A 26,015-nucleotide genomic window follows, 5' to 3' on the forward strand; every position below is an offset into this window, starting at 1 on the left:
AGCCGCCGCCGGCGAGCTTCTTGAACTTCACCAGCGCGAAATCGGGCTCGATGCCGGTGGTGTCGCAATCCATGACGAGGCCGATCGTGCCTGTCGGCGCGATCACGGTCGCCTGGGCGTTGCGGTAGCCGTAGCGCTTGCCCTGCTCCAGCGCCTCGTCCCAGACGATGCGCGAGCGCTCCGCCATGGTGACGGCCGAGCCGCCGAGACGGGCGAGGGTGGCGTGGTCGAGCGGGACCGGGGTGACGCTCAGGCCCTCATAGCCGTCGGCAAGGCCATGGGCCGCCGTGCGGTGGTTGCGGATGACGCGCAGCATGTGGCTGGCGTTCTTCTTGTAGCCGGGGAAGGGGCCGAGTTCGCCCGCCATCTCGGCCGAGGTCGCATAGGCGACGCCGGTCATGATCGCGGTGAGGGCGCCGGCCAGCGCACGGCCCTCGTCGGAGTCGTAGCCGAGGCCCATGGTCATCAGCAGGCCGCCGATATTGGCGTAGCCGAGGCCGAGCGTGCGGTACTCGTAGGAGAGCTCGGCGATCTCGCGGCTCGGGAACTGCGCCATCGTCACCGAGATCTCGAGCACGACGGTCCAGAGCCGGCAGAGATGCTCATAGGCCGCAACGTCGAAGCTCTTGGTCTGCGTATCGTAGAACTGCAGCAGATTGGCCGAGGCCAGGTTGCAGGCGGTGTCGTCGAGGAACATGTACTCGGAGCACGGATTGGACGCCCGGATCCGGCCGGAAGCCGGGCAGGTGTGCCAGTCGTTCATCGTCGAGTTGAAGTGCAGGCCGGGATCGGCCGAGGCCCAGGCGGCGTAGCCGATCTTCTCCCAGAGGTCGCGGGCCTTCAGCGTCTTGTGGACCTTGCCGGTGGTGCGGGCGGTCAGGTTCCAGTCGGCATCCGTTTCCACCGCGCGCAGGAAATCGTCGGTCAGCGAGACCGAGTTGTTCGAATTCTGGCCGGAGACGGTGAGATAGGCGTCGGAATCCCAGTCGGTGTCATAGGTGTCGAAGGAGATGTCCTTGTAGCCCTGCTTGGCGAACTGGATGACGCGCTTGATGTAGTTGTCCGGCACCAGCGCCTTGCGGGCGAGCTTGATCTCGCGCTTCAGGGCCGGGTTCTTCTCGGGGTCGAAGCAGGAATCGGCGTCGCCCTCGCAGTTCACGCAGGCCTTGAGTACGGCCTTCATGTGCTTCTTGACGGTCTTGGAGCCGGTGACGAGGGCGGCGACCTTCTGCTCTTCCTTCACCTTCCAGTCGATATAGGCCTCGATATCCGGATGGTCGGCATCGACCACGACCATCTTGGCGGCGCGGCGGGTGGTGCCGCCCGACTTGATCGCGCCGGCGGCACGGTCGCCGATCTTGAGGAAGGACATCAGGCCGGACGACTTGCCGCCGCCGGCGAGCTTCTCGCCTTCGCCGCGCAGCATCGAGAAGTTCGAGCCGGTGCCGGAGCCATACTTGAACAGGCGGGCCTCACGGACCCAGAGGTCCATGATGCCGCCCTCGTTGACGAGGTCGTCCTGCACGCCCTGGATGAAGCAGGCATGCGGCTGCGGGTGCTCGTAGCTCGACTTCGACTTCACCAGCTTGCCGGTCTTGAAGTCGACGTAGAAATGGCCCTGGCTCGGGCCGTCGATGCCATAGGCCCAGTGCAGGCCGGTGTTGAACCATTGCGGCGAATTCGGCGCGACGCGCTGGGTGGCGAGCATGAAGCGCAGCTCGTCATGGAAGGCCGCGGCATCCTCCTCGGAGGAGAAATAGCCGCCCTTCCAGCCCCAATAGGTCCAGCAGCCGGCGAGGCGGTCGAAGACCTGCTTGGAGGAGATTTCCGATCCGTAGCGCTCGCCCTCGGGCAACTCGGCGAGAGCGGCCTCGTCGGCGACGGAGCGCCAGAGGAAGGAGGGGACGTCGTTCTCCTCAAACTTCTTCAGGCGCGCCGGCACGCCGGCCTTGCGGAAGTACTTCTGCGCGAGCACGTCGCTGGCGACCTGCGACCAGGCCTCGGGAACCTCGATGCCTTCCAACCGGAAGACGACGGAGCCGTCCGGGTTCTTGATCTCGCTGACGGCCGATCGGAACGGGATCGCAGCATAGGGCGACTGTCCGGCGGTGGTGTAGCGGCGCTCGATGCGCATGATCTTCGTCCCTTGATCTGCCGCGGGCCTGCTTCGCAAGCCACGCGCGGCCGGTTGATCACCGGCTCCTGATGTCAGCCCAAACTCGGTTCGATGCCCTGTGGGTCCCGGCGATGTAGCCTCGCCGATGGTCCCGGACGCGCCCAAAATGTCCGCGCAAATCCGTTCGCTTCCGCTGTCGATGGCGGATGCGGCGGTAGGCCCGGGACACACTGGAAAACTAGGGTTTCGCAGTCATCCAGAGGGGGTGCCGCCGGCCGTCATGCGATGGTCAAAATCTAGCGCCCCAAAGCCGTCTTCGTCAAGGAATAGTGCGGGGTCGAACTTGTGGATACGACATCTGGTAGGAACATGTGAGTTGTGGGGATAAGGTTCAAGGCTCGGGCTAAGCCTTGGGAATCCCGCGCAGAATCGCCGCTGCGCGGCAAGATTGCCACAGGGCCGGCCGATGCGCAGTCCCTAAAATCCCCGCTATTCATGGTTGACGGATGCTGAATCCATGCCGTCCCGGCATCCGCTTGAAGGTCCCGGTTGTGGGCTCGGCGGCAAGTGCTTGAAGCGGCGTCGATTGTGGCTGTCACGAAGCCGAATCGCGGCAGGAATCGGGCGGGGCGTCGCGACAGAATCAGGTTGTGTCGCGATGTGACCCGGTGTTCCGGCTCCGGGCTGGACAGGGCGGGGCGCTGGCGCCATAAGTCGGCCCCGATCCGGCGCGCGGGCGGCGCGCGGACGAGTGCATCGGCGCAAGGCGGGAAGGGCTGGGCGATGAAGAACTGGCTGCTGCAGATCTTCACCTGGTGGAACGGCCAGACCATGGGCACCCGCTTCCACACCTGGCGCTTCGGCGAACGGGTCGGCGAGGATGAGTTCGGCAATGTCTATTACCGCACCAAGGGCGGCGTGAAGGACAAGGCGCTCGGCTTCCAGCGCCGCTGGGTGGTCTATAATGGACCGATCGAGGCCTCGAACATTCCGGCGGGCTGGAACGGCTGGCTGCATCACACCGTCGATGTCGCGCCCTCCGAGGAAAGCTACCAGCCGCGCGAGTGGCAGCAGCCGCACCAGCAGAACTGGACCGGCACGGCGCTGGCCTATCGTCCGCAGGGCTCGACCCTGGCCGAGGGCGAGCGACCCGCCGCCACGGGCGACTATCAGGCCTGGACGCCGGGCCGCTGAGCCGACTGGCGGCGCGCAGATCCGGGCCGAGGACGGTCTGGCCGTCGCCATCGACCATATCGAGACCTGCATGAGAGGTTGAGAAGGCAACGCGCCCTTTTTCCGCTGCCTTTGCCGTGTTACTGCGCCCCGTCGCGCTCTTGTCCGCGATGCCGGAGAGATTCGCGCCAGCATGCCGTCCCTGTTCCGTTTCCCGATCCTGGCGGGTCTCGCCGCGAGCGCTCTGACGATGACGGTCGCCGCCGGGCCGGCTTTGGCCGACCGCATCAAGAATCCGACGGCGGTTTTCGCCGGGCTCGACAAGATCACCGGCCGGATCATCTCCTTCGAGGTGGCGATCGACGAGACCGTGCAGTTCGGCGCGCTGCAGATCACGCCGCGCGTCTGCTGGACGCGCCCGCCCACCGAGGCGCCGCGCACCGATGCCTTCGTCGAGGTCGACGAGGTCACCTTCAACAACGAATATCGCCGCATCTTCACCGGCTGGATGTTCGCCGACAGCCCAGGTCTGCACGGCGTCGAACACGCGATCTACGATGTCTGGCTGACCGACTGCAAAGGCGGCACCGAGATCATCGTCGATCCGAAGGAGCCCGAGCCGCCTCCGCCGCCGGAGGAGCCGCGCAGGCCGCGCACCACCCCGCCGCGCGACGTGAATCAGCCGCCTCCGGGCGGAGGGCGGATCGATGTCGAGCCGCCGCGCGGCGTGCCGGTGCAGCCGCAGCGTCCGAGCCAGCGCTTCTTCCCGACCAATCCCGTCCCCGGCCGCGATCCCGCCGGCAGCGGCGGCTGAGGCCGGGAACCGGTCCGTACGCCGGATGCGGGGCCAAGAGGCGTTTACAGCGTGCGCTTTCGCCCCTATCTGAGCGCAACGGACAGGACGATCACGGAAAACCAAAGCAGAATCATGCGCCCCGAAATCCAGACGCAACTCGATAACGCCAAGCAGTCGATCGGACTGCTGAGGAGGCATCTTTGACTGGGATCAAGCCCAGCGCCGCCTCGCTGAACTGAACGCGCTCTCCGAGGGCCCGGATTTTTGGAACGATGCTGACGCCGCGCAGAAGCTGATGCGCGAGCGCACCTCGCTCGAGACGCAGATCGACGGCATCGGCAAGCTCGAACGCGACCTCGACGACGCCCTGACGCTGATCGAGCTCGGCGAGATGGAAGACGACGAGGCCACGGTCAGCGAGGGCGAGCAGGCGATCAAGGCCGTCCAGGATGAGGCCGCCCGGCTGCAGGTCGAAACCTTGCTGTCGGGCGAGGCCGACATGCTCGACACCTATGTCGAAATCCATCCCGGCGCGGGCGGCACCGAGAGCCAGGACTGGGCCGAAATGCTGCTGCGCATGTACCGGCGCTGGGGCGAACGGCGGAAGTTCAAGGTCGAGACGCTCGAATATCAGGACGGCGACACGGCCGGCATCAAGTCGGCGACGCTGCAGTTCAAGGGCCACAACGCCTATGGCTGGCTGAAGACCGAATCCGGTGTGCACCGTCTCGTGCGTATCTCGCCCTTCGACTCCAACGCCAGAAGGCAGACCTCCTTCGCGTCGGTCTGGGTCTACCCGGTGGTCGACGACCGCATCGTCATCGACGTCAAGGAATCGGACTGCCGGATCGACACCTATCGCGCCCAGGGCGCGGGCGGCCAGCACATCAACACGACCGATTCGGCGGTGCGCATCACGCATATCCCGACCGGTATTGCGGTGGCCTGCCAGCAGGAGCGCTCGCAGCACAAGAACCGGGCCAAGGCCTGGGAAATGCTGCGCGCGCGGCTCTACGAGGTCGAGCTGAAGAAGCGTGAGGAAAAGGCCAATGCCGAGGCGGCCTCCAAGACCGATATCGGCTGGGGTCACCAGATCCGCTCCTATGTGCTGCAGCCCTATCAGCTCGTGAAGGATCTGCGTACCGGCGTCAGCTCGACAGCGCCGTCCGACGTGCTCGACGGCGATCTCGACCCATTCATGGAAGCCTCGCTGGCGCAGCGCGTCTACGGCACCGAGGTCGAGGTCGAGGACATCGACTGATCCGGCACAGCGCAAGGAAACGGCCCGGGAGCGGATGGCGCTTCCGGGCCGTCTTTCCGTCGGATGTCGCTATAGCGATGCTTGCAGAATTCCAGCCAATTTGCTGCCGGCATTGAGGAATCTGGTCGGGTCGACCGGCTCCTCGTTGATCCGCGTTTCGTAATGCAGATGCGGGCCGGTCGAACGGCCGGTGGTGCCGACCCGGCCGAGCACGGTTCCGGTCTTGACGATCTGGCCGACCGAAACGGAAATCGCCGACATATGAGCGTAGCGCGTGCTCAGCCCGTTGGCGTGCTCGACTTCCACCATGTTGCCGTAGCCGCCATTGTACTCTGCCGCGACGACCTTGCCCGGCGCGGTGGCGAGGATAGCCGAGCCCGCGGCGGCGCGGAAGTCGACGCCGGTATGCATCGCCAGACCCCGGGTGAAAGGGTCGGTGCGGTAGCCGAAATTCGAGGTGAACTCGTGGTCGCCGCTCATCGGGCGGGCCAGCGGCATCTGCTCGACGAGCCCGCGCAGGCGTACCAGCGCGGTCAGGCGCGGCTGCAGATCCATCAGGGTGGCGGCGAACGGGCCGGTGGAGGCATCGAGCTTCACCGGCACGAGCGGGCCGCCCATGCCGCCCTCGGCGGCGCCCGGAACGGCCATCCGACTGATGTCGAGGCCGGTCTCCGCAAGCGCGCTGCGCAGCTTCTTCTGGGTTTCGGCGACCTTCTGGTCCATGTCCTTGAGAGCATCGAGCTGCGCTGCGGATGTCTGGTCCATCGCGGCACCCAGCTTTTCCAGGCTGGCTTCGACGCGCTTGGCCGGAGGCTGCTCGGCCTGCGCTTCCCCTGATTGCCAACCACCGGCGTTCGCCTCCGCGCCGCGTAGCGGCGGCGCCTCCGGCGCCGGAGTCGGCTTGCTCGGCACGATCGGCGCGAAACTGGTCACGCCCGAGGCGCGAACCGGCTCCTCCGGCTTGGCGACGCGGGGGCGCAGCGGCAGCTTGCCGGTCGGCAGGAGTCCGTTCGACTGCAGCGTGTCGGTAAGCGCCGTCACCAAGGACTGCCGTGATTCGAGTTCGGCCTGCCGGGTCGCCAGCTCGTCGACGCGCGACTCGACGCTGTCCTGGTCGAGCAGCGCGCGGCTGGCATAGCGATCGATGTCGGCGCGCAGCGCGGCGATGCGGTCCTCATAGGCATATTGACGGGTCGTCTCGCGAGCGATCAGCCGCGCCGCGAGGTCGTCCTTGCTGAGGATGTACCAACCGGCGGTGCCGCTGCAGGCCGTCATCAGGGCGAGCCAGCCGAGGCCGATGAGCATGGTCGAGCGGCGGACCGTGTAGGTCCTGTGGACGATCAGCCCGCTGGCGGGAAGGGTTGGAGCGGTCTGTGGCTGAGGATGCATACGCGGTACCGGGAAAACGCTGCCGATACCGCCATTAGGAATTGTTAGGGTTAATCTTTCGCAAAGGCCGGCGGCGAAACTCCGGCTACAGTGCGCGCGCCGCGGCAAGTACCTCTTCGGCATGGCCGGCGACCTTCACCTTCCGCCAGATCCGCGCGATGCGGCCTTCGGCGTCGATCAGGAACGTCGAGCGCTCGATGCCCATGAACTTGCGGCCATACATGCTCTTCTCGGTCCAGATGCCGTAGGCTTGCGCCAGGGTCTGGCTCTCATCGGCGAGAAGCGTCAGATCGAGCTGGTGCTTCAGCTTGAAGCGATCATGTCGTTGGGCGGAATCGGGAGAGACTCCGACGATCTCCGTCGCGCAGGCGGCAAATTCCGGGCGCAACCGGTTGAAGTCGATCGCCTCGCGAGTGCAGCCGGTCGTGTCGTCCTTCGGGTAGGCGTAGAGCACGAGCTTGCGCCCACGGAAGCTCTCCAGCGAGACTTCCTCACCACCATCGCGCGGCAGCCGAAAATCCGGCGCCCTGTCACCTTCCTTCAGAACCATGGTCGTCTGCCTTCCTTTTGTCGCCTTCGGCGGGCATGGACCGCCCTGCACCGCTGCATTTTCGATCGGATGACCGCGGTGATCTACGCTTGTGTTATCGCACCGGATCTCTCCGAGAAGTCGACTTCCTTCCGGTCCGATGCGAGAGCCGCATAGCAGGCCGGGGGCGGCAATCTGGCGAAAGATGCGGCAGGCGGCGGTTGCGGCTTGCCGAATCGCATCGTCGGACGACATCGACATCCATGCCGTCTCCCGAGATTGCGGCAAGGGGCGCTTCTGCGTCACCTTGTCCAACCCGGTACCGGCGCCCGAGAGGACCACGCGGATTTGGCCGACGAGGATGCAAAGGTTGCGGGTGGCGAGCCCGTCGCGCCGGTACCCCCCGAGGGCGCCTGCGACGCCGCGGTGGTGAAGAGGCGCGCCAAGGCGGGCCTCACCCTGATCTGCGTTGCCATCTTCCTCGGCGTGCTGGCGCTGGCGGGCTCGGCGGTGACCTTGCTCGTCACCGGGATCATTCCGCTTTCCGGCCTCGAGGGGCGGATTTCGTCGGCAATGGAGGAGAGGCTGGGCCCGGGCTGGACGGTCGAGGCGGCCTCCGCCGAGCTTGGCCGCATCGACGGCCATTCCCAGCTCCGGGTCCGTCAGGTGTCCTTCCGTCATTCCAGCGGTGCCGTGATCCGGGCTCCGGAAGCGATTCTCGGTTATGAACCGCTGGCGCTGCTCAGAGGCGACATCCGCCTCGTCTCGATCGATCTGCGCGGCGTGAATGTCCGGCTCGGCGTCGATAGGAACGGTGCCCTGGTCGTCAACGCCGATTCGGCCCCGGCCGAGGCGCAGCCACCGGCGGCGATACCCGATGCCGCGCAGTGGAATGCTTTCACCGGCATCATGGGCGCGATTTCGACCCTGGCCCGCGGCGACGGGTTGCTCGGCGCCCTCGAAACGGCCGGCATCAACGGAGCGCGGCTGTCGCTGGTCGATCCGGAAGGACGGCAGAAGGCGGGCTTTGAGGATGTCGAGATCCGGCTGACGCGGCTCGGCCAGCACGGAACCCGGCTCTTGATGAAGGGCAGAACCGGGCAGCGGTGGAAGGAGATGTCGGTCGACCTTTCGACCGAGGCGGACGGGACGCAGCGGGCCGACATCGACATCCTGCGGTTCGAGCCGGCCGAGGCCGTGGCGCTCGCCTTCGGGACGGGCGGTGTCGTGCTGGACGGCTTGCCGCTCAAGGGCAAGGCGACGCTGCGGCAGACGCCGGACGGCAAGCAGTCGCTGACCGCCAGCCTCGACGTTCAGGCCGGTTCCGTCCGGTTCCCCGATGGGCCGATGCCGACGCTGAAGCTCGACTCCGCGCATCTGGAAGTGGCGAGCGGCGCGGATCTGTCGGACCTGCGGATCGTGCGCGGTGAGCTCAATGCCGGAGCGACGCATTTCACGGCCTCCGGCGCCCTGCGTGAAGAGAATGGCGGTTGGCGCCTGGAGCTCGCCGCCAACGGGCAGCTCGTCGGCCTCGACGCCGACCCGGCGGTGCAGATCGACAACCTCAAGGCCAATCTGAAGATAGATCCGGCCAACGGTGCCGTTTCCGTCGATGAACTCGGCATCGAAGGGCCGAAGGCGCATGTCGGGCTGACCGCCTTCGTCCAGCGCGTCGGCAGCTCGCCGCTGCAGCGCTTCCACATCAAGGCGACCGATTCGGACCCGCGGGCGCTGCTCGCGATCTGGCCGCGCTTCACCTCGCCGGAGGTGCACGACACGTTGCGGCGCCAGCTGGCCGCGGGGCACATGAAGCTGCTGACCGTCGATCTCGACCTGCCGGCCGAAGACCATGCCAAGCTGGTTCACGGGCACGGCATGCCGGACGATGCCCTGCTGGTGACGATCGACGCCGACCAGGTGCGTTACCTCCCGGATCCGGGGCTGCCGCCCCTGACGGATGCGGCCGTCACTGGCAAGGTCACCGGGCGGACCGTGCAGCTGGCGATCGGGCAGGCCACAGCCGACCTCGGCGGTGGCCGAAGCATGAAGCTGAGCGAGGCGAGCTTCGCCATGCCCGAGTTCTGGATGCAACGGGCGCCGGCGAACATCGGCTTCCGGATCATGGGCCCGGCCGATGCGCTGGTCGCCTTGCTCGCCTTTCCGGCCTTGAAGGATTTTTCGCCTGGCCGGATCGATCCGGCCACGATGAAGGGCACGGCCGATCTCAAGGTCGCGCTCACCCTGCCGCTCGCCGGTGACCTGAGGACGGACGAGATCGCGGTCAGCGGCAGCGGCACCCTGTCCGGCCTGGCTTCGGACACGCTGCTCGGTACCGAGAAGCTCGAAGCCGGCTCGCTTGCGGTGAATTTCGACCGCGCTGGCCTGTCCCTGCGCGGCGATGCGCGGGTCGGAGGCGACAAGGCCCAGGTCGATGTCAGGCAGAATGCCAAGGGGCAGGGCGAGGCGACGCTGCTGCTCTCGCTCGATGCCGCGGCGCGGCAGAGACGAGGCTTCGGTCCGGAAGCCGGGATTTCCGGCACCCTTCCGGTCAAGGTCGTCAAGGCTTTCGGAAAGGGAGGTGACGCACCGCCCCATGTCGAGATCGATCTGACCAAGGTCGGCCTCGACGGCACCGTGCCGGGGCTGAGCAAGCCGGCGGGGCGGCCCGGCAAGGTCAGCTTCAACTACGTCGTCGACCCCGAGGGGCCCGACCTCGACGATTTCAGCCTCGATGCCGGCTCCGCGCAGATCAAGGGGCGGATCGAGCTCAACAAGCAGAACGCCCTCGAGAGTGCCAGCCTCTCCCAGTTTCGTCTGTCGCCGGGAGACAATTTGAAGCTCGACGTCAAGCGCGACGGCAACGTGACGAAGCTTCTCATCCGTGGCGCGGTGGCCGATATGCGCCCGTTCATCAAGGATTTGCAGGCACCGGCGCCAACAGCCCGCGGCGATCGCGCGGGCCATCAGAAGGCCGCCGATTACGACATCGACCTCGATGTCCCGATCCTGACCGGCTTCAACAACGAGGCGATCACCAGCGGGACGCTCAAGGCCTCGAAGCGCGGCGGCGATCTGAAGATGGTCAACTTCCAGGGCCGCATCGGCAAAGCCGATGTCACGGCCAGGCAGCGCCAGGGCGAGGGCGGCCGGCTGGTCGTCCAGACTCAGAACGGCGGTTCGCTGCTGCGCTTTCTCGATCTGTACAACAAGGCCTATGGCGGCAATCTGGTGCTGACGATGGGAGCGGGCGAGAGCCAGAGCGGGGACCTGCTCTTCCGCGACTTCCTCGTCCGCAACGAGCCGGCGCTGAAGCGGGTCGTCGGCAGCCAGTCGGCCAACGCCTTCTCCAGCGACCGCCCGGGAGGCGGGGGGCCGGAAGCGCGCGTCGATGTCAGCGAGGTCGAATTCACCAAGCTTCGGGCGGAATTCACCCGCTCCGCCAGCCGGCTCGACGTCTCGGACATGGTGATCTGGGGCCAGCAGGTCGGTTTCACCCTGCAGGGCCATGTCGATTATGGCCGCGACCGGGTGGATATCGGCGGGACCTTCGTGCCGGGCTATGCCTTCAACAACGCTTTCGCGCAGGTTCCGGTGGTGGGCGCGCTGCTAGGCGGCGGTAGCCAGTATGGCGGGCTTTTCGCCGTGAACTTCCGCATCTCGGGGCCGGCCAGCGCCCCGACCATGACGATCAACCCGCTCTCGGCCATCGCGCCCGGCATCCTCAGACGCTTTGTCGATCCGCTGGGCGGGGCCCCGGCGCAGCGGCCGGTTCAGCCCGGCGAATCAGCACCGCGCCCCTGAAGGCAAAGCCGCCGCCGAGCGGCGATGGCGCTATTCCGCCCGCAGCAGGATGTGCTTCTTCTTGCCGAATGAGAGCTTGATGACGCCTTCCGAGGTCAGGTCGGCGAGGCCGAGCGTCGCCCGCTCGTCGGTCACGGCCGCATCGTTGACGCGCAGGCCGCCGGCCTTGACTTGCCGGCGAGCTTCCCCCGTCGAGGGCACCAGCCCGGCCTTGACGAAGGCGGTGAGTACGCCGATGCCGGGCTCGATTTCGGCCCGCGCGATCGCGACGCTCGGCAGGTCGGCGGCGAGCCCGCCTTCCTCGAAGGTCTTGCGCGCGGTTTCGGCGGCGGCCTCCGCGGCCTCGCGGCCATGGACGATCGCGGTGATCTCGGTGGCGAGGATCTTCTTCGCCTCGTTCAGTTCGGCGCCGCCGAGCGCGGCGAGCCGGGCGATCTCGTCGAGCGGCAGGCGCGTGAACACCTTGAGGAAGCGGCCGACATCGGCGTCCTCGGTGTTGCGGAAATACTGCCAGAAGTCGTAGGGGCTGAAGACATCGGCATTGAGCCAGACCGCGCCATTGGCAGTCTTGCCCATCTTCGCGCCCGATGCGGTCGTCAGCAGCGGCGTCGTCAGGCAGTAGAGCTGCGGGCCGCCCATCCGGTGGGAGAGGTCGACGCCGTTGATGATGTTGCCCCACTGATCCGAGCCGCCCATCTGCAGGCGGCAGCCATAGCGGCGGTTGAGCTCGACGAAGTCGTAGCCCTGCATGATCATGTAGTTGAATTCGAGGAAGGACAGCGACTGCTCGCGGTCGAGCCTCAGCTTCACTGAATCGAAGGAGAGCATGCGGTTGACCGAGAAATGCCGGCCGACATCGCGCAGGAACTCGACATAGTTCAGCTTCAAGAGCCAGTCGGCGTTGTTGGCCATCATCGCGTCGGTTGGCCCGTCGCCATAGCGCAGGATGCGGCCGAAGACCCGCTTGATGCTCTCGATATTGGTCGCGATCTCCTCGACGGTGAGCAGCTTGCGCTGGTCGTCGCGGAAGGACGGGTCGCCGACCATGGAGGTGCCGCCGCCCATCAGCGTGATCGGGCGGTGACCGGTCTCCTGGAACCAGTAGAGCATGGTCAGCGAGATCAGGTTGCCGATATGGATCGAGGTCGCCGTCGCGTCATAGCCGACATAGGCGGTCTGGGTTCCCTGCCGGCACAGAGCATCGAGGCCTTCCGCGTCGGAGACCTGATGGATGAGGCCGCGCTCGTCGAGCACGCGCAGGAAATCGGACTTGTAGGTGGTCATGGCGAGGCTCGATGATGTGATGATTGTCTCGTCATGGTAGGGATTGTCCCGACCCTCGACGTTTTCGCGGGCTTCAGACCGCATTCGAGCAGTCGATGCTCGCCCGGAAGGCGAGCATGACGGCCCGGTTCCGGCTCAGGGCTGCTCCTGTTCCGATTTGATGATCTCTGGCCCGACCTTGGCGTCGAGATAGGCGCCGACCTGCTCCATGAGTTGTTCGACCCGGCCGTCGAAGAAGTGATTGGCGCCCTCGACGACGGCATGCTCGATCTGGATGCCCTTCTGGGTCTTCACCTTCTCGATCACCGCCATGACCTCCTTGACCGGCGCGACGCGGTCTTCCGAGCCGTGCACGAACAGGCCAGACGAGGGGCAGGGCGCCAGGAAGGAGAAGTCGTAGCGGTTCGCCATCGCCGCGATCGAGAGAAAGCCCTCGATTTCCGGGCGTCGCATCAGAAGCTGCATACCGATCCAGGCGCCGAAGGAGACGCCCGCGATCCAGCAATTCTTGGCCTCGGGGTTGAGGGCCTGCATCCAGTCGAGCGCCGCGGCCGCGTCCGAGAGCTCCCCTGCGCCGTGGTCGAAATGACCCTGGCTGCGGCCGACACCGCGGAAATTGAAGCGTAGCGCGGAGAAGCCGCGGTTCACGAAGGTGTAGAACAGATTGTAGACGATCTGGTTGTTCATCGTCCCGCCGAATTGCGGGTGCGGGTGCAGGATGATCGCGAGAGGCGCACCACGCTTCTTGGCGGGCTGGTAACGGCCCTCGATCCGGCCCGCGGGCCCGTTGAAGATAACCTCTGGCATCGTCTCACCGCTTCTTGCAGCAGCGCCGGCGCGGACGGGCAAAAAGCGGGCGCATGCCCGCCGGAAGCCCGGCCACCTTGACGGCGCCGCCTTGCGCGCCCTAGATGAAGAGCGCTTAGAATAGTTCTAACGGCCGTGAACAAGTCGAGAACAAAACGATGGATCGCAAGAGCGGACCGCGTTTCGACCCTTCCGGCCGGTTCGGATGGGCGGCTATAGCACGGCGCACAGGTGCAATTTCAAGCATTTCGTATCGGTGACCCGGGCGGTGACGAGGATGGAGCAGGCAAGATCGTGACGGCGGGACGCGCCTATCTCGACCATAATGCCACGACCCCGGTCCGGCCGGAGGTCGCGCATGCGGTCGCGCATGCGCTGACGCTGCCGGGCAATCCGTCCTCCGTCCATGGCGAGGGACGCGCCGCGCGGGCCGCCATGGAGCGGGCGCGCGAGCAGGTCGCCAGGCTCGTCGGGGCCAAGGCCTCGAACGTGGTCTTCACCAGCGGCGGCACGGAAGCGAATGTCGCCGTGCTCTCGCCCGGCCTGATGGATTGCGATGGCGGCCGCGATTGCGTGCGGACGCCCGCGACGCTTCTGCTTCATAGCGCGACGGAACATGCCTGCGTCCGTGAAGGACATCGTTTCTCGGCCGGTGCGGTCGAAGCCATCCCGGTCGATGCAAACGGCTTGGTCGACCTCTCCTGGCTGGATGCACGGCTGACGCGTTTCGTCACTGACAACCCCGGCGCGCGGGCGCTCGTCTCGATCCATCTCGCCAATAACGAGACCGGGGTGATCCAGCCGATCGCTGAAGCGGCTGCAATCGTGCATCGCCATGGCGGCCTCATGCATAGCGACGCCGTGCAGGCGGCCGGCAAGATCGCCATCGATATCATGGCTGTTGGCGCCGATGTGCTGACCCTCTCGGCGCACAAGATCGGCGGGCCGAAGGGCATCGGCGCGATCGTCTTCAGGACGGGCGCGCTCGAACTCTCCGACAAGCCGATGCGTGGCGGCGGGCAGGAGCGCGGCTGGCGGGCCGGGACCGAAAACCTGCCCGGAATCATCGGCTTCGGCGCGGCGGCTGAGATCGCCGGCAAGCTTCTGGCCGAAGAGGCGAAGCGACTCGCGGGGCTCCGTGATCGCCTGGAAGCGGGTCTCGCCGCGCTGTCGTCGGAGACGGCGATCTTCGCCCAGTCCGCGCCGCGCCTGCCCAATACCAGCGCCTTCGCGACGCCGGGCCTCAAGGCGGAGACCATGCTGATCAAGCTCGATCTGGCCGGTGCCGCGTTGTCCTCGGGCTCGGCCTGCTCTTCGGGCAAGGTCAAGCGTTCGCATGTGCTCGATGCGATGAAAATCGACCCCGCCATGAGCGCAGGGGCCTTGCGAGCCTCGCTCGGATGGACCACCTCCGGGGCGGATATCGATCTGTTTCTCGCGGCCTACGAAAAGCTCGTGGCCACGCAACCCGATCGGAGCGCCAAGGCTGCCGCCTGAAGCGCCCCGCAACACGAAGACCAAACCGGCGGGCCTTGAACCCGCACTGGAGACTGAGAAATGGCAGCGGTCCAGGAGACCATCGATCAGGTCAAGTCTATCGACGTGACCGAGTATAAATACGGCTTCGTCACGGATCTGGAGGTCGAGAAGCCGGCCAAGGGCCTCACCGAGGACACGGTCCGCTACATCTCGGCGCGCAAGAACGAGCCGGAATGGATGCTGGAATGGCGGCTCGACGCCTTCCGCCGCTGGAAGACCATGACCGAGCCGACCTGGTCGCGGGTACACTACCCGCCGATCGATTATCAGGACATCTACTATTATGCGGCGCCGAAGAAGGGCGCGGCTCCGAAATCGCTCGACGAGGTCGATCCGGCGATTCTCGAGACCTACAAGAAGCTCGGCATCCCGCTGCGCGAGCAGGAGATCCTGGCCGGCGTCGCCCCGGAGAACCGCGTTGCGGTCGATGCGGTCTTCGACTCGGTCTCGGTGGTGACGACCTTCAAGGAAGAGCTCGCCAAGGCCGGCGTGATCTTCTGCTCGATCTCCGAGGCGATCCAGGAGCACCCCGAGCTGGTGAAGAAGTACCTCGCGACGGTCGTTCCGGTGACGGACAACTATTTCGCGACGCTGAACAGTGCGGTCTTCACCGATGGCTCCTTCGTCTACATCCCCAAGGGCGTACGCTGCCCGATGGAGCTGTCGACCTATTTCCGCATCAACGAGCAGAATACCGGCCAGTTCGAGCGCACGCTGATCATCGCCGACGAGGGCGCTTATGTCAGCTATCTCGAAGGCTGCACGGCGCCCAAGCGCGACGAGAACCAGCTCCATGCCGCCGTGGTCGAGCTGATCGCGCTGGATGATGCCGAAATCAAGTACTCGACCGTCCAGAATTGGTATCCGGGCGATGCGGAGGGCAAGGGCGGCATCTACAACTTCGTGACCAAGCGCGGCGACTGCCGCGGCAGGAACTCGAAGATCTCATGGACGCAGGTCGAAACCGGCTCGGCGATCACCTGGAAGTATCCGTCCTGCATCCTGCGCGGCGACGGCTCGCGCGGCGAGTTCTACTCGATCGCGGTTTCGAACGGCGCCCAGCAGGTCGATAGCGGCACCAAGATGCTGCATCTCGGCAAGAACACGACCTCGAAGATCATCGCCAAGGGCATTGCGGCCGGCAAGTCGGACTCGACCTATCGCGGCATCGTCTCGGCCCATCGCAAGGCGACGGGCGCGCGCAACTTCACCAACTGCGACTCGCTCCTGATCGGCGACCAGTGCGGCGCGCACACGATCCCCTACATCGAGGCCAAGACCGCGACCGCGATCTTCGAGCACGAAGCGACCACGTCGAAGATCGGCGAGGACCAGATGTTCTACTGCCAGCAGCGCGGCCTCTCCGAGGAGGAGGCGGTGGCGCTCATCGTCAACGGCTTCGTCAAGGAGGTGCTGCAGCAGCTCCCGATGGAGTTCGCCGTCGAGGCGCAGAAGCTGATCACGATCTCGCTCGAAGGCTCGGTCGGCTGACCTTTCGCGGCCGGGTTCGCCCCGGCCATCAAGTCTTTCCTTCACACGCCCGAGCCGCAGGCGCCTGGCATATGGCCAAGGCCGGTGGCGGCAAGAACACTGGACACGAACGATGCTCGAAATTCGCAATCTGGTCGTCAAGATCGCCGACGAGGACAAGCAGATCCTGAACGGCCTGAACCTCACCGTGAACGACGGCGAGGTCGCTGCCATCATGGGGCCGAACGGCTCCGGCAAGTCGACGCTGAGCTATGTCATCGCCGGCAAGGAGGACTATGAGGTCCTCGACGGCGAGATCCTGCTCAACGGCGAGAACGTGCTGGAGATGGAGGCCGATGCCCGCGCCGCCGCCGGCATCTTCCTCGCTTTCCAATATCCGCTGGAGATCCCCGGCGTAGCCACGATGACCTTCCTCAAGGCCGCCATGAACGCGCAGCGCAAGGCGCGTGGGCAGGACGAATTGCTGACCCCGGATTTCATCAAGCAGGTCAACGCCGCCGCCGACAAGCTCGGCATCGCCAAGGACATGCTGCGCCGCCCGCTCAATGTCGGCTTCTCCGGCGGTGAGAAGAAGCGCATGGAAATCCTTCAGATGGCTCTGCTTTCGCCGTCCATGTGCATTCTCGACGAGACCGATTCCGGCCTCGATATCGACGCGCTGCGCATCGTCGCCGAGGGCGTGAACGCGCTCCGCGACAAGAACCGCGGCTTCCTCGTCATCACCCACTATCAACGCCTGCTCGACCATATCGTGCCGGACACCGTCCACGTCATGTCGAAGGGCAAGATCGTGAAGACCGGCGGCAAGGAGCTGGCGCTCGAACTCGAGAAGTCGGGCTACGCGGCCTATGGGGAGGCGGCGTAATGGCCATCGTCACCCCGCTGAAGACGGCTGCCGAACAGCAGCTCGTCCAGCAATACGCCGACAGCAAGGCCGAGCTGCCGGGCGGCCCGGCCGTACGCAAGCTGCGCGAGGACGCCTTCGCCGGCTTCGAGGCCAAGGGCCTGCCGCATCGCCGGCTCGAATCCTGGCGCTATACCGACCTGCGCACGCTGCTGCGCGAGGCGCGCCCGCTTGCCGGTGGCGCCGCCGTCACCTCAGCGGTCAAGGCTCGCCTTGCCGCTCTGAAGCTCGACGGCCTGCGCCTCGTGCTGGTGGACGGCATTTTCGCGCCGGAGCTTTCCACGCTCGACGCGATCCCCGAGGGCGTCTCGGTGCAGTCGCTCGCCGAGGCGCTGGTGTCGCCGCGCGAGGATCTGACCCGCATCCTGGCCGGGCCTTCGGTTGGCCATGACGACATGGGCCTCGCGCTCAACACCGCGCTGATGCGCGACGGCGTCTTCGTCGAGATCGCCGATGGCGTCGAACTGGAACAGCGGATCGTCATCGTTGCGCTCGCCTCGGGTGAGGAGGAGCGGGCGGTGTTTCATCGCTCGGTCGTGCTGGCCGGCAAGGGCGTCAAGGGCACGATCGTCGAGGTCAGCGAAGCCGCCGGCGATGCCGCGCAGCAGATCAACGGCGCGATCGTCTTCGAGACCGGCGACGAGAGCGAAGTCCAGCATGTCCGCATCGTCACCCGCCAGCATGCGGCGACGGTCGAGGTACAGAGCCTGCTCGCCACGGTCGGTGCTCACGCCAAGTTCGATTCCTTCGCGCTGATCTGCAATGCCGGTACGGTGCGCCAGCAGCATTTCGTCCGCTATGCCGGCGAGAACACCGAGATCGGCCTGCGCGGCGTCAACCTGATCAACAAGGCGCAGCATTCCGACGTCACCCTGGTTGTCGATCATGAGGTGCCGCATGGCACCAGCCGCGAGCTGTTCAAGACGATCGCGGGCGGCGAGGCGACCGGCGTGTTCCAGGGCAAGGTCATCGTGCGCAAATACGCGCAGAAGACCGATGGCGGCATGAAGAGCAACGCGCTGCTGCTGAACGACGGCGCCTCGATGTACAACAAGCCCGAGCTTGAGATCTTCGCCGACGACGTCGTCTGCGGCCATGGCGCGACGGTCGCGCAGATCGATGGCGACCAGCTCTTCTATTTGATGGCGCGCGGCCTGCCGCGGCCGCAGGCTGAGGCGCTGGTGCTGCAGGCCTTCGCCGGCGAAGCGGTCGAGTTCATCACTGATGAGGATGTGCGCGATCTCGTGATCGGCGAGGTCGAATCGTGGCTCAAGGCCCGCGAGGCCGCTTCCGAGGTGAGCACCGTCTGATGCCCTATATCAATCTCCAGATCACCAAGGGCGCCTCGCGCCAGCAGAAGGCGCAGATCGTGAAGGAATTCACGGAAACGCTGGTCAAGGTGCTCGGCAAGAACCCGCAGAACACCCATATCGTGATCCAGGAGATCGAGCGCGAGGATTGGGGCCATGGCGGCGAACTCGTCGCCGACAAGGCCCCGGCCAAGCCCGGAAAGGCCTGAACCGATGAACGCGCTGGCGAAGCCCTATGACGTCCAGGCCATCCGCAAGGATTTCGCGATCCTGAGCCGGGAGGTCTATGGCAAGCCGCTGGTCTATCTCGACAACGCCGCCTCGGCCCAGAAGCCGGAAGCGGTGATCGAGGCGATGACGCGGCTGATGCGGGAGGACTATGCCAATGTCCATCGCGGCCTGCACTATCTCGCCAACGCATCGACGGAAGCCTATGAAGCGGCTCGCGAAAGTGCGCGCCGCTTCCTGAACGCGGCGCATCTGGAGGAGATCGTGTTCACGCGCTCCTCGACCGGCGCGCTCAATACCGTGGCGTCCTCGCTCGGGCGCCATCTGAAGATCCAGGAAGGCGACGAGATCATCCTCTCGATCCTGGAGCACCATTCCAACATCGTGCCCTGGCACTATTGGCGCGAGCGCCATGGCGCCGTGATCAAATGGGCGCCGGTCGACGAGGACGGCAACTTCCTCATCGAAGAATTCGAGAAGCTGATCTCGCCGCGCACCAAGGTGGTGTCGCTGACCCAGATGTCGAACGCGATCGGCACGATCATCCCGGTCGCCGAGGTCGCCGCGATCTGCCGCTCCTATGGCATCCCGCTGGTGGTCGACGGCAGCCAGGGCGCGGTGCATCTGCCGGTCGACGTCCAGGCGTTGGGCTGCGATTTCTATGCCTTCACCGGCCACAAGACCTATGGGCCGACCGGCTCCGGCATTCTCTGGGGCAAGAAGGAATGGCTCGACAAGCTGCCGCCTTACGAGGGGGGCGGCGAGATGATCGTCACCGTCAGTGAAGACACTGTCACCTATAACGACCCGCCGCATCGCTTCGAATCCGGCACGCCGGCGATCGTTGAGGCCGTTGGACTGGGCGCCGCGCTCGACTACATGATGGCGCTCGGCCGCGAGAACATCGCAGCCCACGAGGCCAAGCTCGGCGCCTATGCGATGGAGCGGCTCGGCGAGATGAACTCGATCCGCATCTTCGGCAAAGCCAAGGAGAAGGGCGCGATCGTCGCCTTCGAGATGAAGGGCGCCCATGCCCATGATGTCGCGACGGTGATCGACCGCGCCGGTGTCGCAGTCAGGGCCGGCACCCATTGCGCCATGCCGCTTTTGGCACGATATGGGGTGACATCGACCTGCCGTGCCTCCTTCGGGCTCTACAACACGCTCGAAGAGGTGGACAAGCTGGTCGATGCCCTGCGGAAGGCCGAGAGCCTGTTCGCCTGACCGGGATTTGAAGAGATGACCGACAGCGTCGCTGACGACCTGAAGCCGAACGCCCCCGCCATGGGCAAGGGCACTGCGCTGCCGCCGGAAGAGATCGACCGTCTGACGGACGATATCGTGGCCGCCCTCAAGACGGTCTACGACCCCGAGATTCCCTCCGACATCTACGAACTCGGCCTGATCTACCGCGTCGACATCGCCGACGACCGGCAGGTGACGATCGACATGACCCTGACGGCGCCGGGCTGCCCCGTGGCGGGCGAGATGCCGGGCTGGGTCGAGAATGCCGTGAGCACGGTCAACGGCATTGCCGGGGTGACGGTCAACATGACCTTCGACCCACCCTGGGACCAGTCGCGGATGTCCGATGAGGCACGTGTCGCTCTCGACATGTGGTGAGACGGCGCCGCTTTCGTCATCGCCATCACCGTGACGACCGCCGTCCCTGAAGGGGAAGGTCGGTCTTTGCACGCCCCCGGGGCCGTCGCCGGGTATTCGCGATGGTGGCTCAGCCGTGCGAGATCACCAGCCGAAGCGAGCCGTGATAGCTTGGCTGGCGACGCAGTGAGCCGTAGCGCGCATCCCATGCGCCGGAGGCAAGGTCGCTTCGCAGTCGCTCGATCGAGGCGGCGTTCTCCGCAGCATCGACGAAGCTCCAGGCCGAACAGGCCAAACGTGCGCCTTCGTCGAGAAAACGCTCGGGACGACCGTAATACGCCTCGTTGAAACCGTCGCGGCACGCGAGCGGAATGGCGACCGGCACCGTCTCGACGCTGCCGCCGAGCATCCGGCCGATCTGGTCGAGCCGGGGATAACGCTTGGCCTCGGTCGCCAGCACCTTCGGCGCATAGTCTGCAAGCCAGAAGGCCTCCACCAGTTCCGGGTCGCAGGACAGGATCACGACGGGCCCGCGTGTCACGCGCCGCATCTCGCGCAGGCCGGCGCCGAGGTCCTGCCATTGGTGGACGGTAAAGGTCGCCATGGCTGCGTCGAAAGCCTTATCCGGAAAAGGCAGATGCTCCGCCGTCGCATCGATTGCGGCCGCGATCCCGGCGGGGCGTTGCGCGCGCATCGAAGCGGAAGGCTCGACGGCCGTGACAGCGCGCTCGCGCGGCTCGTAGGAGCCGGCGCCTGCGCCGACGTTCAGGACCGCCGCGGCCGGGCCGAGCGCAGCCGCGATCTGCGCAGCAATCGCAGGCTCCGGCTGGCGATAGGAGGCGTAGCGATGCCCGATCCGGCCGTAATCGGCGTCACCCGCGCTACCGTCCGCATGCCGCGTCGCGTGACCGTGGCTGCCGTCCATTCCGCCCTCGCGCTCGCTCGACCGCAAACAGCCGCAAGCCATGCCCGCATCTCGATGGCACGATTGTGACAAAGACTCCCCGGCCTGCCCCGCGCATGGCGAAGCCGAGCCGAAGGTGTTAGGAAACGGCGACGTTTCCGAGGACGCAAGATCATGTTCGAAGCGCGCCACATCGAGACCGGCGACAAGGCGGAGTTCTACCGCGAGCTTGCCCAGCAGCTCGAGGCGCTGCTGCATGGCGAGACCGACCCGATCGCCAACGCCGCGAACACAGCGGCTCTGCTGTTCCAGATGATGCCGGACCTGAACTGGGCCGGATTCTACATGATGCGCGAGGGGGAGCTGGTGCTCGGTCCGTTCCAGGGGCGGCCGGCATGCGTGCGCATCGCGGTCGGCGCGGGGGTCTGCGGCACCGCGGTCGCGCGGCGCAGTGCGATCCTCGTCGAGGATGTTCATGCCTTTCCCGGACATATCGCCTGCGATGCGGCGTCGCGATCCGAACTGGTCGTCCCGCTGATCGGCTCCGAAGGGGTCATCGGCGTGATCGATCTCGACAGTCCATCGGTGGCGCGTTTCGACGAGGCCGATCAGGCCGGCATCGAGCGTGTCGCGGCGATCTACCTCGCAGCATGGGCGCAGGTGCCGGCGCTGGCCAGGGCCTCGTAGAGGCCGGCCTGTGCCTTCGCTCACCCTGCGTATTCAGCTCGATCCCGAAGGCCGCATCGGCCCGGGCAAGATCGAATTGCTCGAGAATATCGCGGCTCTGGGTTCGATTTCGGCGGCGGGACGGGCGATGGAGATGTCTTATCGGCGCGCCTGGGACCTGGTCGAGGAACTCAACGCGCTCTTCGGGCAGCCGGTAGTGCAGCGGCAGGTGGGTGGCCGGAATGGTGGGGGAGCCAGCCTGACGCGTCTCGGCGAGGCTCTGGTCAGCCGCTTTCGCGCCGTCGAGAAGGTCGCGGCCGATGCCGCGGCCGAGCATCTGGCGGCGCTTCAGGCGGAAATCGCGCCGCCTGGCGGCGATTGATGTCGAAGCCGCCGATGGTTTGCCGCGCACCTCATTGACCGCATGGCCTTCCCCGTCGGACGATCGTCCGCTGCGCGAGCGCGCACGACGATGCCGTTGGAGGTCTTCGATGGAAAGCTTTGCCGCCACCATGGCCCAGCCGGGCTACGGCTTCTTCATGACCCTGCTGATCGGCCTGATCGCCGGCTGGATCGCCGAAAGACTGACCTCGTCCGACCATGGGCTGTTCACCAACATGCTGGTCGGCGTAGCCGGGTCCTTCGTCGGGGCCAAGATCGCGGAATTGCTCGATGTTCCGGTTTTCGGCTTCTGGCGCACGTTGACGGCCGCGGTGGCCGGGGCCGTCGTCATCATCGTGATCTGGAACGCGGCGCGCGGGCGCGGCTGACGGGTGCGGCGGCCTTGCAGTTGCGGGACCGGACTTTGGGGATTAGCTAAGGGGGGCCGGCCGAGCCGGCTCCTGCTGTCGAAGCCCGGACCCTGATATGGCGCTTGTTCTCGACCTGCTGAACCGCGATCCGCGGCCCAATGCCGGCAATCCGAAGTCCGCATCGGGCCAGCCCGCGGCGGAGCTGCGCCATCCCGAGAAGCAGAAGCGGCCGGAAAACCCGATCCTGCGCAAGCCGGACTGGATTCGCGTCAAGGCACCAGGCTCGCCGAAATGGGCCGAGACGCAGAAGATCGTGAAGGCCGAGAAGCTGGTGACGGTCTGCGAGGAGGCCGGTTGCCCGAACATCGGCGAGTGCTGGGAAAAGAAGCACGCCACCTTCATGATCATGGGCGACACCTGCACGCGCGCCTGCGCCTTCTGCAACGTCAAGACCGGGGTGCCGCAGCCGCTCGATCTGGAAGAGCCGCGGAAGGTGGCCGACGCCGTCGCCAAGCTCGGGCTCGAGCATGTCGTCATCACCTCGGTCGACCGCGACGACCTGAAGGACGGCGGCGCTGAGCATTTCGCCAACGTCATCCGTGCGATCCGCAAGGCGTCGCCGGGCACGACCATCGAGATCCTGACGCCCGATTTCCTGCGCAAGCCGGGCGCGCTCGAGGTGGTCGTGGCGGCCAAGCCGGACGTTTTCAACCACAATCTCGAAACCGTTCCGGGCAAGTACCTCAAGGTGCGGCCAGGCGCGCGTTATTTCCATTCGCTCAGGCTGCTGCAGCGGGTGAAGGAGCTCGACCCGACCATCTTCACCAAGTCCGGCATCATGGTTGGCCTAGGCGAGGAGCGGAACGAGGTGCTCCAGCTGATGGACGACCTGCGCTCGGCGGAGGTCGACTTCATGACCATCGGCCAGTACCTGGCGCCCTCGCGCAAGCATCACGCGGTCATCCGCTTCGTTACGCCCGACGAGTTCAAGAGCTTCGAGACCATCGCCTACGCCAAGGGCTTTCTGATGGTGTCCTCGACGCCGCTGACCCGCTCCTCGCACCATGCCGGCGAAGATTTCGCCCGGCTGCGTGCCGCGCGCGATGCCCAGATCGGGATCGGCCACAATAGCCGCGGCTGAGGCGCATCCGCGATGCCGATGTTCAACAGCACGCGCCGGGTGAAGCATTCACCCGAGCAGATGTTCGCGCTGGTAGCGGATGTCGAGAAATACCCGCAGTTCCTGCCGCTGTGCGAGGGCCTGGTCGTGCGGCGACGCACGCGGCGCGAGGGCGGCGGCGAGGTGCTCGTCGCCGATATGACGGTCGGCTACAAGGCGATCCGCGAAACCTTCACCAGCCGCGTCACACTCGATCCCGCGAATCTGAAGATCCTCGTGGAATATGTCGACGGACCGTTCCGTCACCTGGAGAATCGTTGGACCTTCAGGCCGCATGAGGCGGGCTGCGAGGTCGGCTTTTTCATCTCCTACGATTTCGCCAGCCGCATGCTCGGCATGCTGATGGGTGCGATGTTCGACAAGGCCTTTCGCAAGTTCTCGGAGGCCTTCGAGCGCCGGGCGGATCTGGTCTATGGGCGCGGTGGTGCGCCGGCGCTGGGCATCTGAGGCATCACGGGCCGGTCAGCACGGTCTCGCGCAGCAGGTCGAGCGCTTCGAGCACGCTGAGCCGGCGGATCTCGTCGCGGGAGCGTTCGCCGAAGCGGCGCTCGCGATGACGGGTGCCGGAGGGGCCGGCGCAGGCGAAATGCACGAGGCCGACGGGCTTCTCGACACTGCCCCCGCCCGGTCCGGCGACCCCGGTGATCGAGACCGCGAAGGTCGCATTGAGGCGCCCGCGGCCGCCCTCCGCCATGGCGCGAGCGACGGGCTCGCTGACGGCGCCGTGGCGCGCGATCATCTCGACGGGCACGCCGGCGAGGGCGGCCTTGGCCTCGTTGGCATAGGTTATCAGGCCACCCTGGACCATGGACGAGGAGCCGGCGACGGTCGTCAGGGCTCCGCAGACGAGGCCGCCTGTGCAGGATTCGACGGTGGCGACCGTGAAGCCGCGCTCCTTGCTCATGTTGAGCAACTCGGCGGCCAGCGAGCGGATGTCGAGGTCGAACATCGTCATTCCTCCTCGGGCAGGCGGATCGTCGCGGTGGCCAGGGCAGCAAGCCCTTCGCGCCGCCCGGTAAAGCCCATGCGCTCCGACGTCGTGGCCTTGATCGCCACGCGCTGCGGAGCGATGGCGGCGGCGGCGGCAATGGCGGCCCGCATGGCTTCGCGATGCGGGCCCACCTTCGGCGCTTCGCAGACGATGGTGAGATCGAGATGGTCGATGCGCCCGCCGCGCACGCGCACGCGTTCGGCCGCGAAGGCGAGGAACTGTGCCGAGCGCGCCCCGCGCCATTGCGGGTCGCTCGGCGGAAAATGGCTGCCGATGTCGCCGTCGGCGAGCGCGCCGAGCAGCGCGTCTGTCAGGGCATGCAGGGCGACGTCGCCGTCCGAATGGGCCGTGACGCCGCGCTCGTGCTCGATCCGCACGCCGCCCAGCCAGACATGATCGCCGGGGCCGAAGGCGTGGACATCGTAGCCCGTGCCGACCCGCGTGACGAGTTGCACGGCAGGCTGCCGGCCCGTCCGGAGAAAATCCTCCGGGTGGGTCAGCTTGGTATTGGCGGGGTCGCCGGGAAAGGTCGCGACGGCGTGACCGGCCCATTCCATGATCGCGGCGTCATCGGTGAAGCCATCCAGCGCGGCGGCCTCCGCGGCGTCGTGGGCGGCAAGCAGGGGGGCGAGCCGGAAGGCTTGCGGCGTCTGTACGCTGACGAGCCGGTCGCGCGGCGGCGTCTCGATAATATGCCCGCTGTCATCTGTTCGCTTGATCGTGTCGGTGACGGGAAGTGCCGGGACGGCGGCGACCTCGCCCGCTGCCAGCGCCTGCACGGCGCCGCCGATCTGGGCCGGCGAGACGAACGGGCGTGCTGCGTCATGGACCAGAACGATGCCCCTGAAGCCGTCCCGCGCCAGCGCGCGCAGGCCGAGCCGCACCGATGCCTGCCGTGTCGCGCCGCCCGTGACGGGGCGCGCGAGGCGGGTCGCGTCGAGGCCCTCGACCGCATCGGCGTAGCGCTGCTCGTCGCCCTCGCCGATGACGACGGCGACCCTGTCGATCGCGGCATCCGCCAGGAACGGCATCAGCGCACGGGCCAGGACGGGCCGCCCTTCCACCAGCCGATACTGCTTCGGCCGGTCTCCGCCGGCGCGCAGGCCGCGTCCCGCGGCGACGATGAGGGCGGCAACGGCGGAGGTTTCGATCGAGCCCGACACGATCCCTGATCCTGGCTGGAAGAACGGCAATCGGCAAAAGCCATAGCCAATTCCGCTCCGCTCGGGCAGGGGGTGCGTCGATGTTGCATTGCGGTATCAACCTGAAGGTACTTGCGCACTCGCAGCATT

Annotated in this window: 24 protein-coding genes; 16 read left to right on the forward strand and 8 right to left on the reverse strand. The window is 66.4% G+C overall.

Annotation, left to right across the window (positions count from 1 at the left end; translation table 11 throughout):
* The coding region (locus BGO20_RS03680; RefSeq protein ID WP_299856653.1) for an adenosylcobalamin-dependent ribonucleoside-diphosphate reductase at positions 1-2,134 on the reverse strand (2,134 nt) is incomplete at its 3' end.
* Between the two features lie 765 nt (positions 2,135-2,899).
* On the opposite strand from BGO20_RS03680, the gene BGO20_RS03685 reads away from it, so the two are divergent.
* From BGO20_RS03685 to prfB, 3 genes are all read left to right on the forward strand, one after another.
* Positions 2,900-3,310 (forward strand): NADH:ubiquinone oxidoreductase subunit NDUFA12, encoded by a 411-nt coding sequence (locus BGO20_RS03685; protein WP_291662570.1) that lies wholly within the window; start codon positions 2,900-2,902, stop codon positions 3,308-3,310.
* Between the two features lie 172 nt (positions 3,311-3,482).
* Complete coding sequence (locus BGO20_RS03690; protein WP_465245991.1) at positions 3,483-4,103, forward strand: DUF2155 domain-containing protein; 621 nt, start codon at positions 3,483-3,485, stop codon at positions 4,101-4,103.
* Between the two features lie 114 nt (positions 4,104-4,217).
* Positions 4,218-5,346, forward strand: a protein-coding gene (gene prfB, locus BGO20_RS03695; RefSeq protein WP_291662569.1) for a peptide chain release factor 2 whose coding sequence is annotated in 2 segments (ribosomal slippage) — positions 4,218-4,286 and positions 4,288-5,346 — 1,128 coding nt in all. Because the reading frame shifts where the segments join, the coding sequence is not laid out codon by codon here.
* A gap of 69 nt (positions 5,347-5,415) precedes the next feature.
* On the opposite strand, the gene BGO20_RS03700 is transcribed toward prfB, so the two are convergent.
* Complete coding sequence (locus BGO20_RS03700) at positions 5,416-6,735, reverse strand: M23 family metallopeptidase (protein WP_291662567.1); 1,320 nt, start codon at positions 6,733-6,735, stop codon at positions 5,416-5,418.
* Between the two features lie 85 nt (positions 6,736-6,820).
* Complete coding sequence (locus tag BGO20_RS03705; RefSeq protein WP_362888831.1) at positions 6,821-7,525, reverse strand: peroxiredoxin; 705 nt, start codon at positions 7,523-7,525, stop codon at positions 6,821-6,823.
* 87 nt (positions 7,526-7,612) lie between these two features.
* Here BGO20_RS03705 and BGO20_RS03710 point away from each other — a divergent pair, with 87 nt between their 5' ends.
* The gene (locus BGO20_RS03710) at positions 7,613-11,065 is read left to right on the forward strand and encodes a YhdP family protein (RefSeq protein WP_291662566.1); all 3,453 of its coding nucleotides are present in this window, start codon (positions 7,613-7,615) and stop codon (positions 11,063-11,065) included.
* Positions 11,066-11,095: 30 nt separating this feature from the next.
* On the opposite strand, the gene tyrS is transcribed toward BGO20_RS03710, so the two are convergent.
* Together tyrS and BGO20_RS03720 are read right to left on the reverse strand one after the other, a co-directional pair.
* Positions 11,096-12,349, reverse strand: coding sequence for a tyrosine--tRNA ligase (tyrS, locus tag BGO20_RS03715; RefSeq protein WP_291662620.1), 1,254 nt, complete (start codon positions 12,347-12,349; stop codon positions 11,096-11,098).
* A gap of 135 nt (positions 12,350-12,484) precedes the next feature.
* Positions 12,485-13,156, reverse strand: coding sequence for an alpha/beta hydrolase (locus BGO20_RS03720; protein WP_291662564.1), 672 nt, complete (start codon positions 13,154-13,156; stop codon positions 12,485-12,487).
* A gap of 291 nt (positions 13,157-13,447) precedes the next feature.
* Here BGO20_RS03720 and BGO20_RS03725 point away from each other — a divergent pair, with 291 nt between their 5' ends.
* From BGO20_RS03725 to BGO20_RS03755, 7 genes are all read left to right on the forward strand, one after another.
* A complete protein-coding gene (locus BGO20_RS03725; protein WP_291662619.1) occupies positions 13,448-14,653 on the forward strand; it encodes a cysteine desulfurase family protein in 1,206 nt (401 codons plus the stop codon).
* 60 nt (positions 14,654-14,713) lie between these two features.
* On the forward strand, positions 14,714-16,186 hold the full coding sequence (gene sufB / locus BGO20_RS03730) for a Fe-S cluster assembly protein SufB (RefSeq protein WP_291662562.1): 1,473 nt from the start codon (positions 14,714-14,716) through the stop codon (positions 16,184-16,186).
* Positions 16,187-16,298: 112 nt separating this feature from the next.
* Positions 16,299-17,051, forward strand: a complete 753-nt coding sequence (gene sufC, locus BGO20_RS03735; RefSeq protein WP_291662560.1) for a Fe-S cluster assembly ATPase SufC — start codon at positions 16,299-16,301, stop codon at positions 17,049-17,051.
* Positions 17,051-18,400, forward strand: a complete 1,350-nt coding sequence (gene sufD, locus BGO20_RS03740; protein WP_291662559.1) for a Fe-S cluster assembly protein SufD — start codon at positions 17,051-17,053, stop codon at positions 18,398-18,400. The genes sufC and sufD overlap by 1 nt, the downstream gene beginning before the upstream one ends.
* On the forward strand, positions 18,400-18,609 hold the full coding sequence (locus BGO20_RS03745) for a tautomerase family protein (RefSeq protein WP_291662557.1): 210 nt from the start codon (positions 18,400-18,402) through the stop codon (positions 18,607-18,609). The genes sufD and BGO20_RS03745 overlap by 1 nt, the downstream gene beginning before the upstream one ends.
* A gap of 4 nt (positions 18,610-18,613) precedes the next feature.
* Positions 18,614-19,852 (forward strand): cysteine desulfurase, encoded by a 1,239-nt coding sequence (locus tag BGO20_RS03750; protein WP_291662556.1) that lies wholly within the window; start codon positions 18,614-18,616, stop codon positions 19,850-19,852.
* A gap of 15 nt (positions 19,853-19,867) precedes the next feature.
* A complete protein-coding gene (locus BGO20_RS03755) occupies positions 19,868-20,251 on the forward strand; it encodes an SUF system Fe-S cluster assembly protein (RefSeq protein ID WP_291662555.1) in 384 nt (127 codons plus the stop codon).
* 109 nt (positions 20,252-20,360) lie between these two features.
* Here the strand turns inward: BGO20_RS03755 and BGO20_RS03760 are convergent, their stop codons facing one another.
* Entirely contained in the window at positions 20,361-21,326 is a 966-nt protein-coding gene (locus BGO20_RS03760) for a class I SAM-dependent methyltransferase (protein WP_291662554.1), read from the reverse strand.
* Between BGO20_RS03760 and BGO20_RS03765 the strand changes: the two genes are divergently transcribed.
* The 5 genes from BGO20_RS03765 to BGO20_RS03785 all read left to right on the forward strand — a co-directional run bounded on the left by BGO20_RS03765 (position 21,309) and on the right by BGO20_RS03785 (position 24,179).
* The gene (locus BGO20_RS03765) at positions 21,309-21,821 is read left to right on the forward strand and encodes a GAF domain-containing protein (RefSeq protein WP_291662553.1); all 513 of its coding nucleotides are present in this window, start codon (positions 21,309-21,311) and stop codon (positions 21,819-21,821) included. The two genes, BGO20_RS03760 and BGO20_RS03765, sit on opposite strands and share 18 nt — an antisense overlap.
* A gap of 10 nt (positions 21,822-21,831) precedes the next feature.
* Complete coding sequence (locus BGO20_RS03770; RefSeq protein ID WP_291662551.1) at positions 21,832-22,182, forward strand: winged helix-turn-helix domain-containing protein; 351 nt, start codon at positions 21,832-21,834, stop codon at positions 22,180-22,182.
* Positions 22,183-22,291: 109 nt separating this feature from the next.
* Positions 22,292-22,570 (forward strand): GlsB/YeaQ/YmgE family stress response membrane protein, encoded by a 279-nt coding sequence (locus BGO20_RS03775; RefSeq protein WP_291662550.1) that lies wholly within the window; start codon positions 22,292-22,294, stop codon positions 22,568-22,570.
* Between the two features lie 97 nt (positions 22,571-22,667).
* Positions 22,668-23,693 carry a lipoyl synthase gene (lipA, locus tag BGO20_RS03780; protein ID WP_291662549.1) on the forward strand — a complete coding sequence of 342 codons (1,026 nt, stop codon included), beginning with the start codon at positions 22,668-22,670 and terminating at the stop codon, positions 23,691-23,693.
* A 12-nt stretch (positions 23,694-23,705) separates the two neighbouring features.
* Entirely contained in the window at positions 23,706-24,179 is a 474-nt protein-coding gene (locus BGO20_RS03785; RefSeq protein ID WP_291662547.1) for a type II toxin-antitoxin system RatA family toxin, read from the forward strand.
* 4 nt (positions 24,180-24,183) lie between these two features.
* On the opposite strand, the gene BGO20_RS03790 is transcribed toward BGO20_RS03785, so the two are convergent.
* Positions 24,184-24,681: a CinA family protein gene (locus tag BGO20_RS03790; RefSeq protein WP_291662546.1), complete on the reverse strand. Its 498-nt coding sequence runs from the start codon at positions 24,679-24,681 to the stop codon at positions 24,184-24,186.
* A 2-nt stretch (positions 24,682-24,683) separates the two neighbouring features.
* On the reverse strand, positions 24,684-25,886 hold the full coding sequence (locus tag BGO20_RS03795) for a bifunctional 2-C-methyl-D-erythritol 4-phosphate cytidylyltransferase/2-C-methyl-D-erythritol 2,4-cyclodiphosphate synthase (protein WP_291662545.1): 1,203 nt from the start codon (positions 25,884-25,886) through the stop codon (positions 24,684-24,686).
* Positions 25,887-26,015 lie beyond the last annotated feature (129 nt).

The sequence above is a fragment of the Allobosea sp. 67-29 genome, assembly GCF_001898115.1.
Lineage (GTDB): Bacteria > Pseudomonadota > Alphaproteobacteria > Rhizobiales > Beijerinckiaceae > Allobosea.

What these genes read in the sequence shown, in the direction of transcription:
- BGO20_RS03685 (WP_291662570.1), top strand. Translation starts at nt 2,900, where the DNA reads ATGAAGAACTGGCTGCTGCAGATCTTCACCTGGTGGAACGGCCAGACC.
- BGO20_RS03690 (WP_465245991.1), top strand. Translation starts at nt 3,483, where the DNA reads ATGCCGTCCCTGTTCCGTTTCCCGATCCTGGCGGGTCTCGCCGCGAGC.
- BGO20_RS03700 (WP_291662567.1), bottom strand. Translation starts at nt 6,735, where the DNA reads ATGCATCCTCAGCCACAGACCGCTCCAACCCTTCCCGCCAGCGGGCTG.
- BGO20_RS03705 (WP_362888831.1), bottom strand. Translation starts at nt 7,525, where the DNA reads ATGTCGATGTCGTCCGACGATGCGATTCGGCAAGCCGCAACCGCCGCC.
- tyrS (WP_291662620.1), bottom strand. Translation starts at nt 12,349, where the DNA reads ATGACCACCTACAAGTCCGATTTCCTGCGCGTGCTCGACGAGCGCGGC.
- BGO20_RS03720 (WP_291662564.1), bottom strand. Translation starts at nt 13,156, where the DNA reads ATGCCAGAGGTTATCTTCAACGGGCCCGCGGGCCGGATCGAGGGCCGT.
- sufB (WP_291662562.1), top strand. Translation starts at nt 14,714, where the DNA reads ATGGCAGCGGTCCAGGAGACCATCGATCAGGTCAAGTCTATCGACGTG.
- sufC (WP_291662560.1), top strand. Translation starts at nt 16,299, where the DNA reads ATGCTCGAAATTCGCAATCTGGTCGTCAAGATCGCCGACGAGGACAAG.
- sufD (WP_291662559.1), top strand. Translation starts at nt 17,051, where the DNA reads ATGGCCATCGTCACCCCGCTGAAGACGGCTGCCGAACAGCAGCTCGTC.
- BGO20_RS03745 (WP_291662557.1), top strand. Translation starts at nt 18,400, where the DNA reads ATGCCCTATATCAATCTCCAGATCACCAAGGGCGCCTCGCGCCAGCAG.
- BGO20_RS03750 (WP_291662556.1), top strand. Translation starts at nt 18,614, where the DNA reads ATGAACGCGCTGGCGAAGCCCTATGACGTCCAGGCCATCCGCAAGGAT.
- BGO20_RS03755 (WP_291662555.1), top strand. Translation starts at nt 19,868, where the DNA reads ATGACCGACAGCGTCGCTGACGACCTGAAGCCGAACGCCCCCGCCATG.
- BGO20_RS03765 (WP_291662553.1), top strand. Translation starts at nt 21,309, where the DNA reads ATGTTCGAAGCGCGCCACATCGAGACCGGCGACAAGGCGGAGTTCTAC.
- BGO20_RS03775 (WP_291662550.1), top strand. Translation starts at nt 22,292, where the DNA reads ATGGAAAGCTTTGCCGCCACCATGGCCCAGCCGGGCTACGGCTTCTTC.
- lipA (WP_291662549.1), top strand. Translation starts at nt 22,668, where the DNA reads ATGGCGCTTGTTCTCGACCTGCTGAACCGCGATCCGCGGCCCAATGCC.
- BGO20_RS03785 (WP_291662547.1), top strand. Translation starts at nt 23,706, where the DNA reads ATGCCGATGTTCAACAGCACGCGCCGGGTGAAGCATTCACCCGAGCAG.
- BGO20_RS03790 (WP_291662546.1), bottom strand. Translation starts at nt 24,681, where the DNA reads ATGTTCGACCTCGACATCCGCTCGCTGGCCGCCGAGTTGCTCAACATG.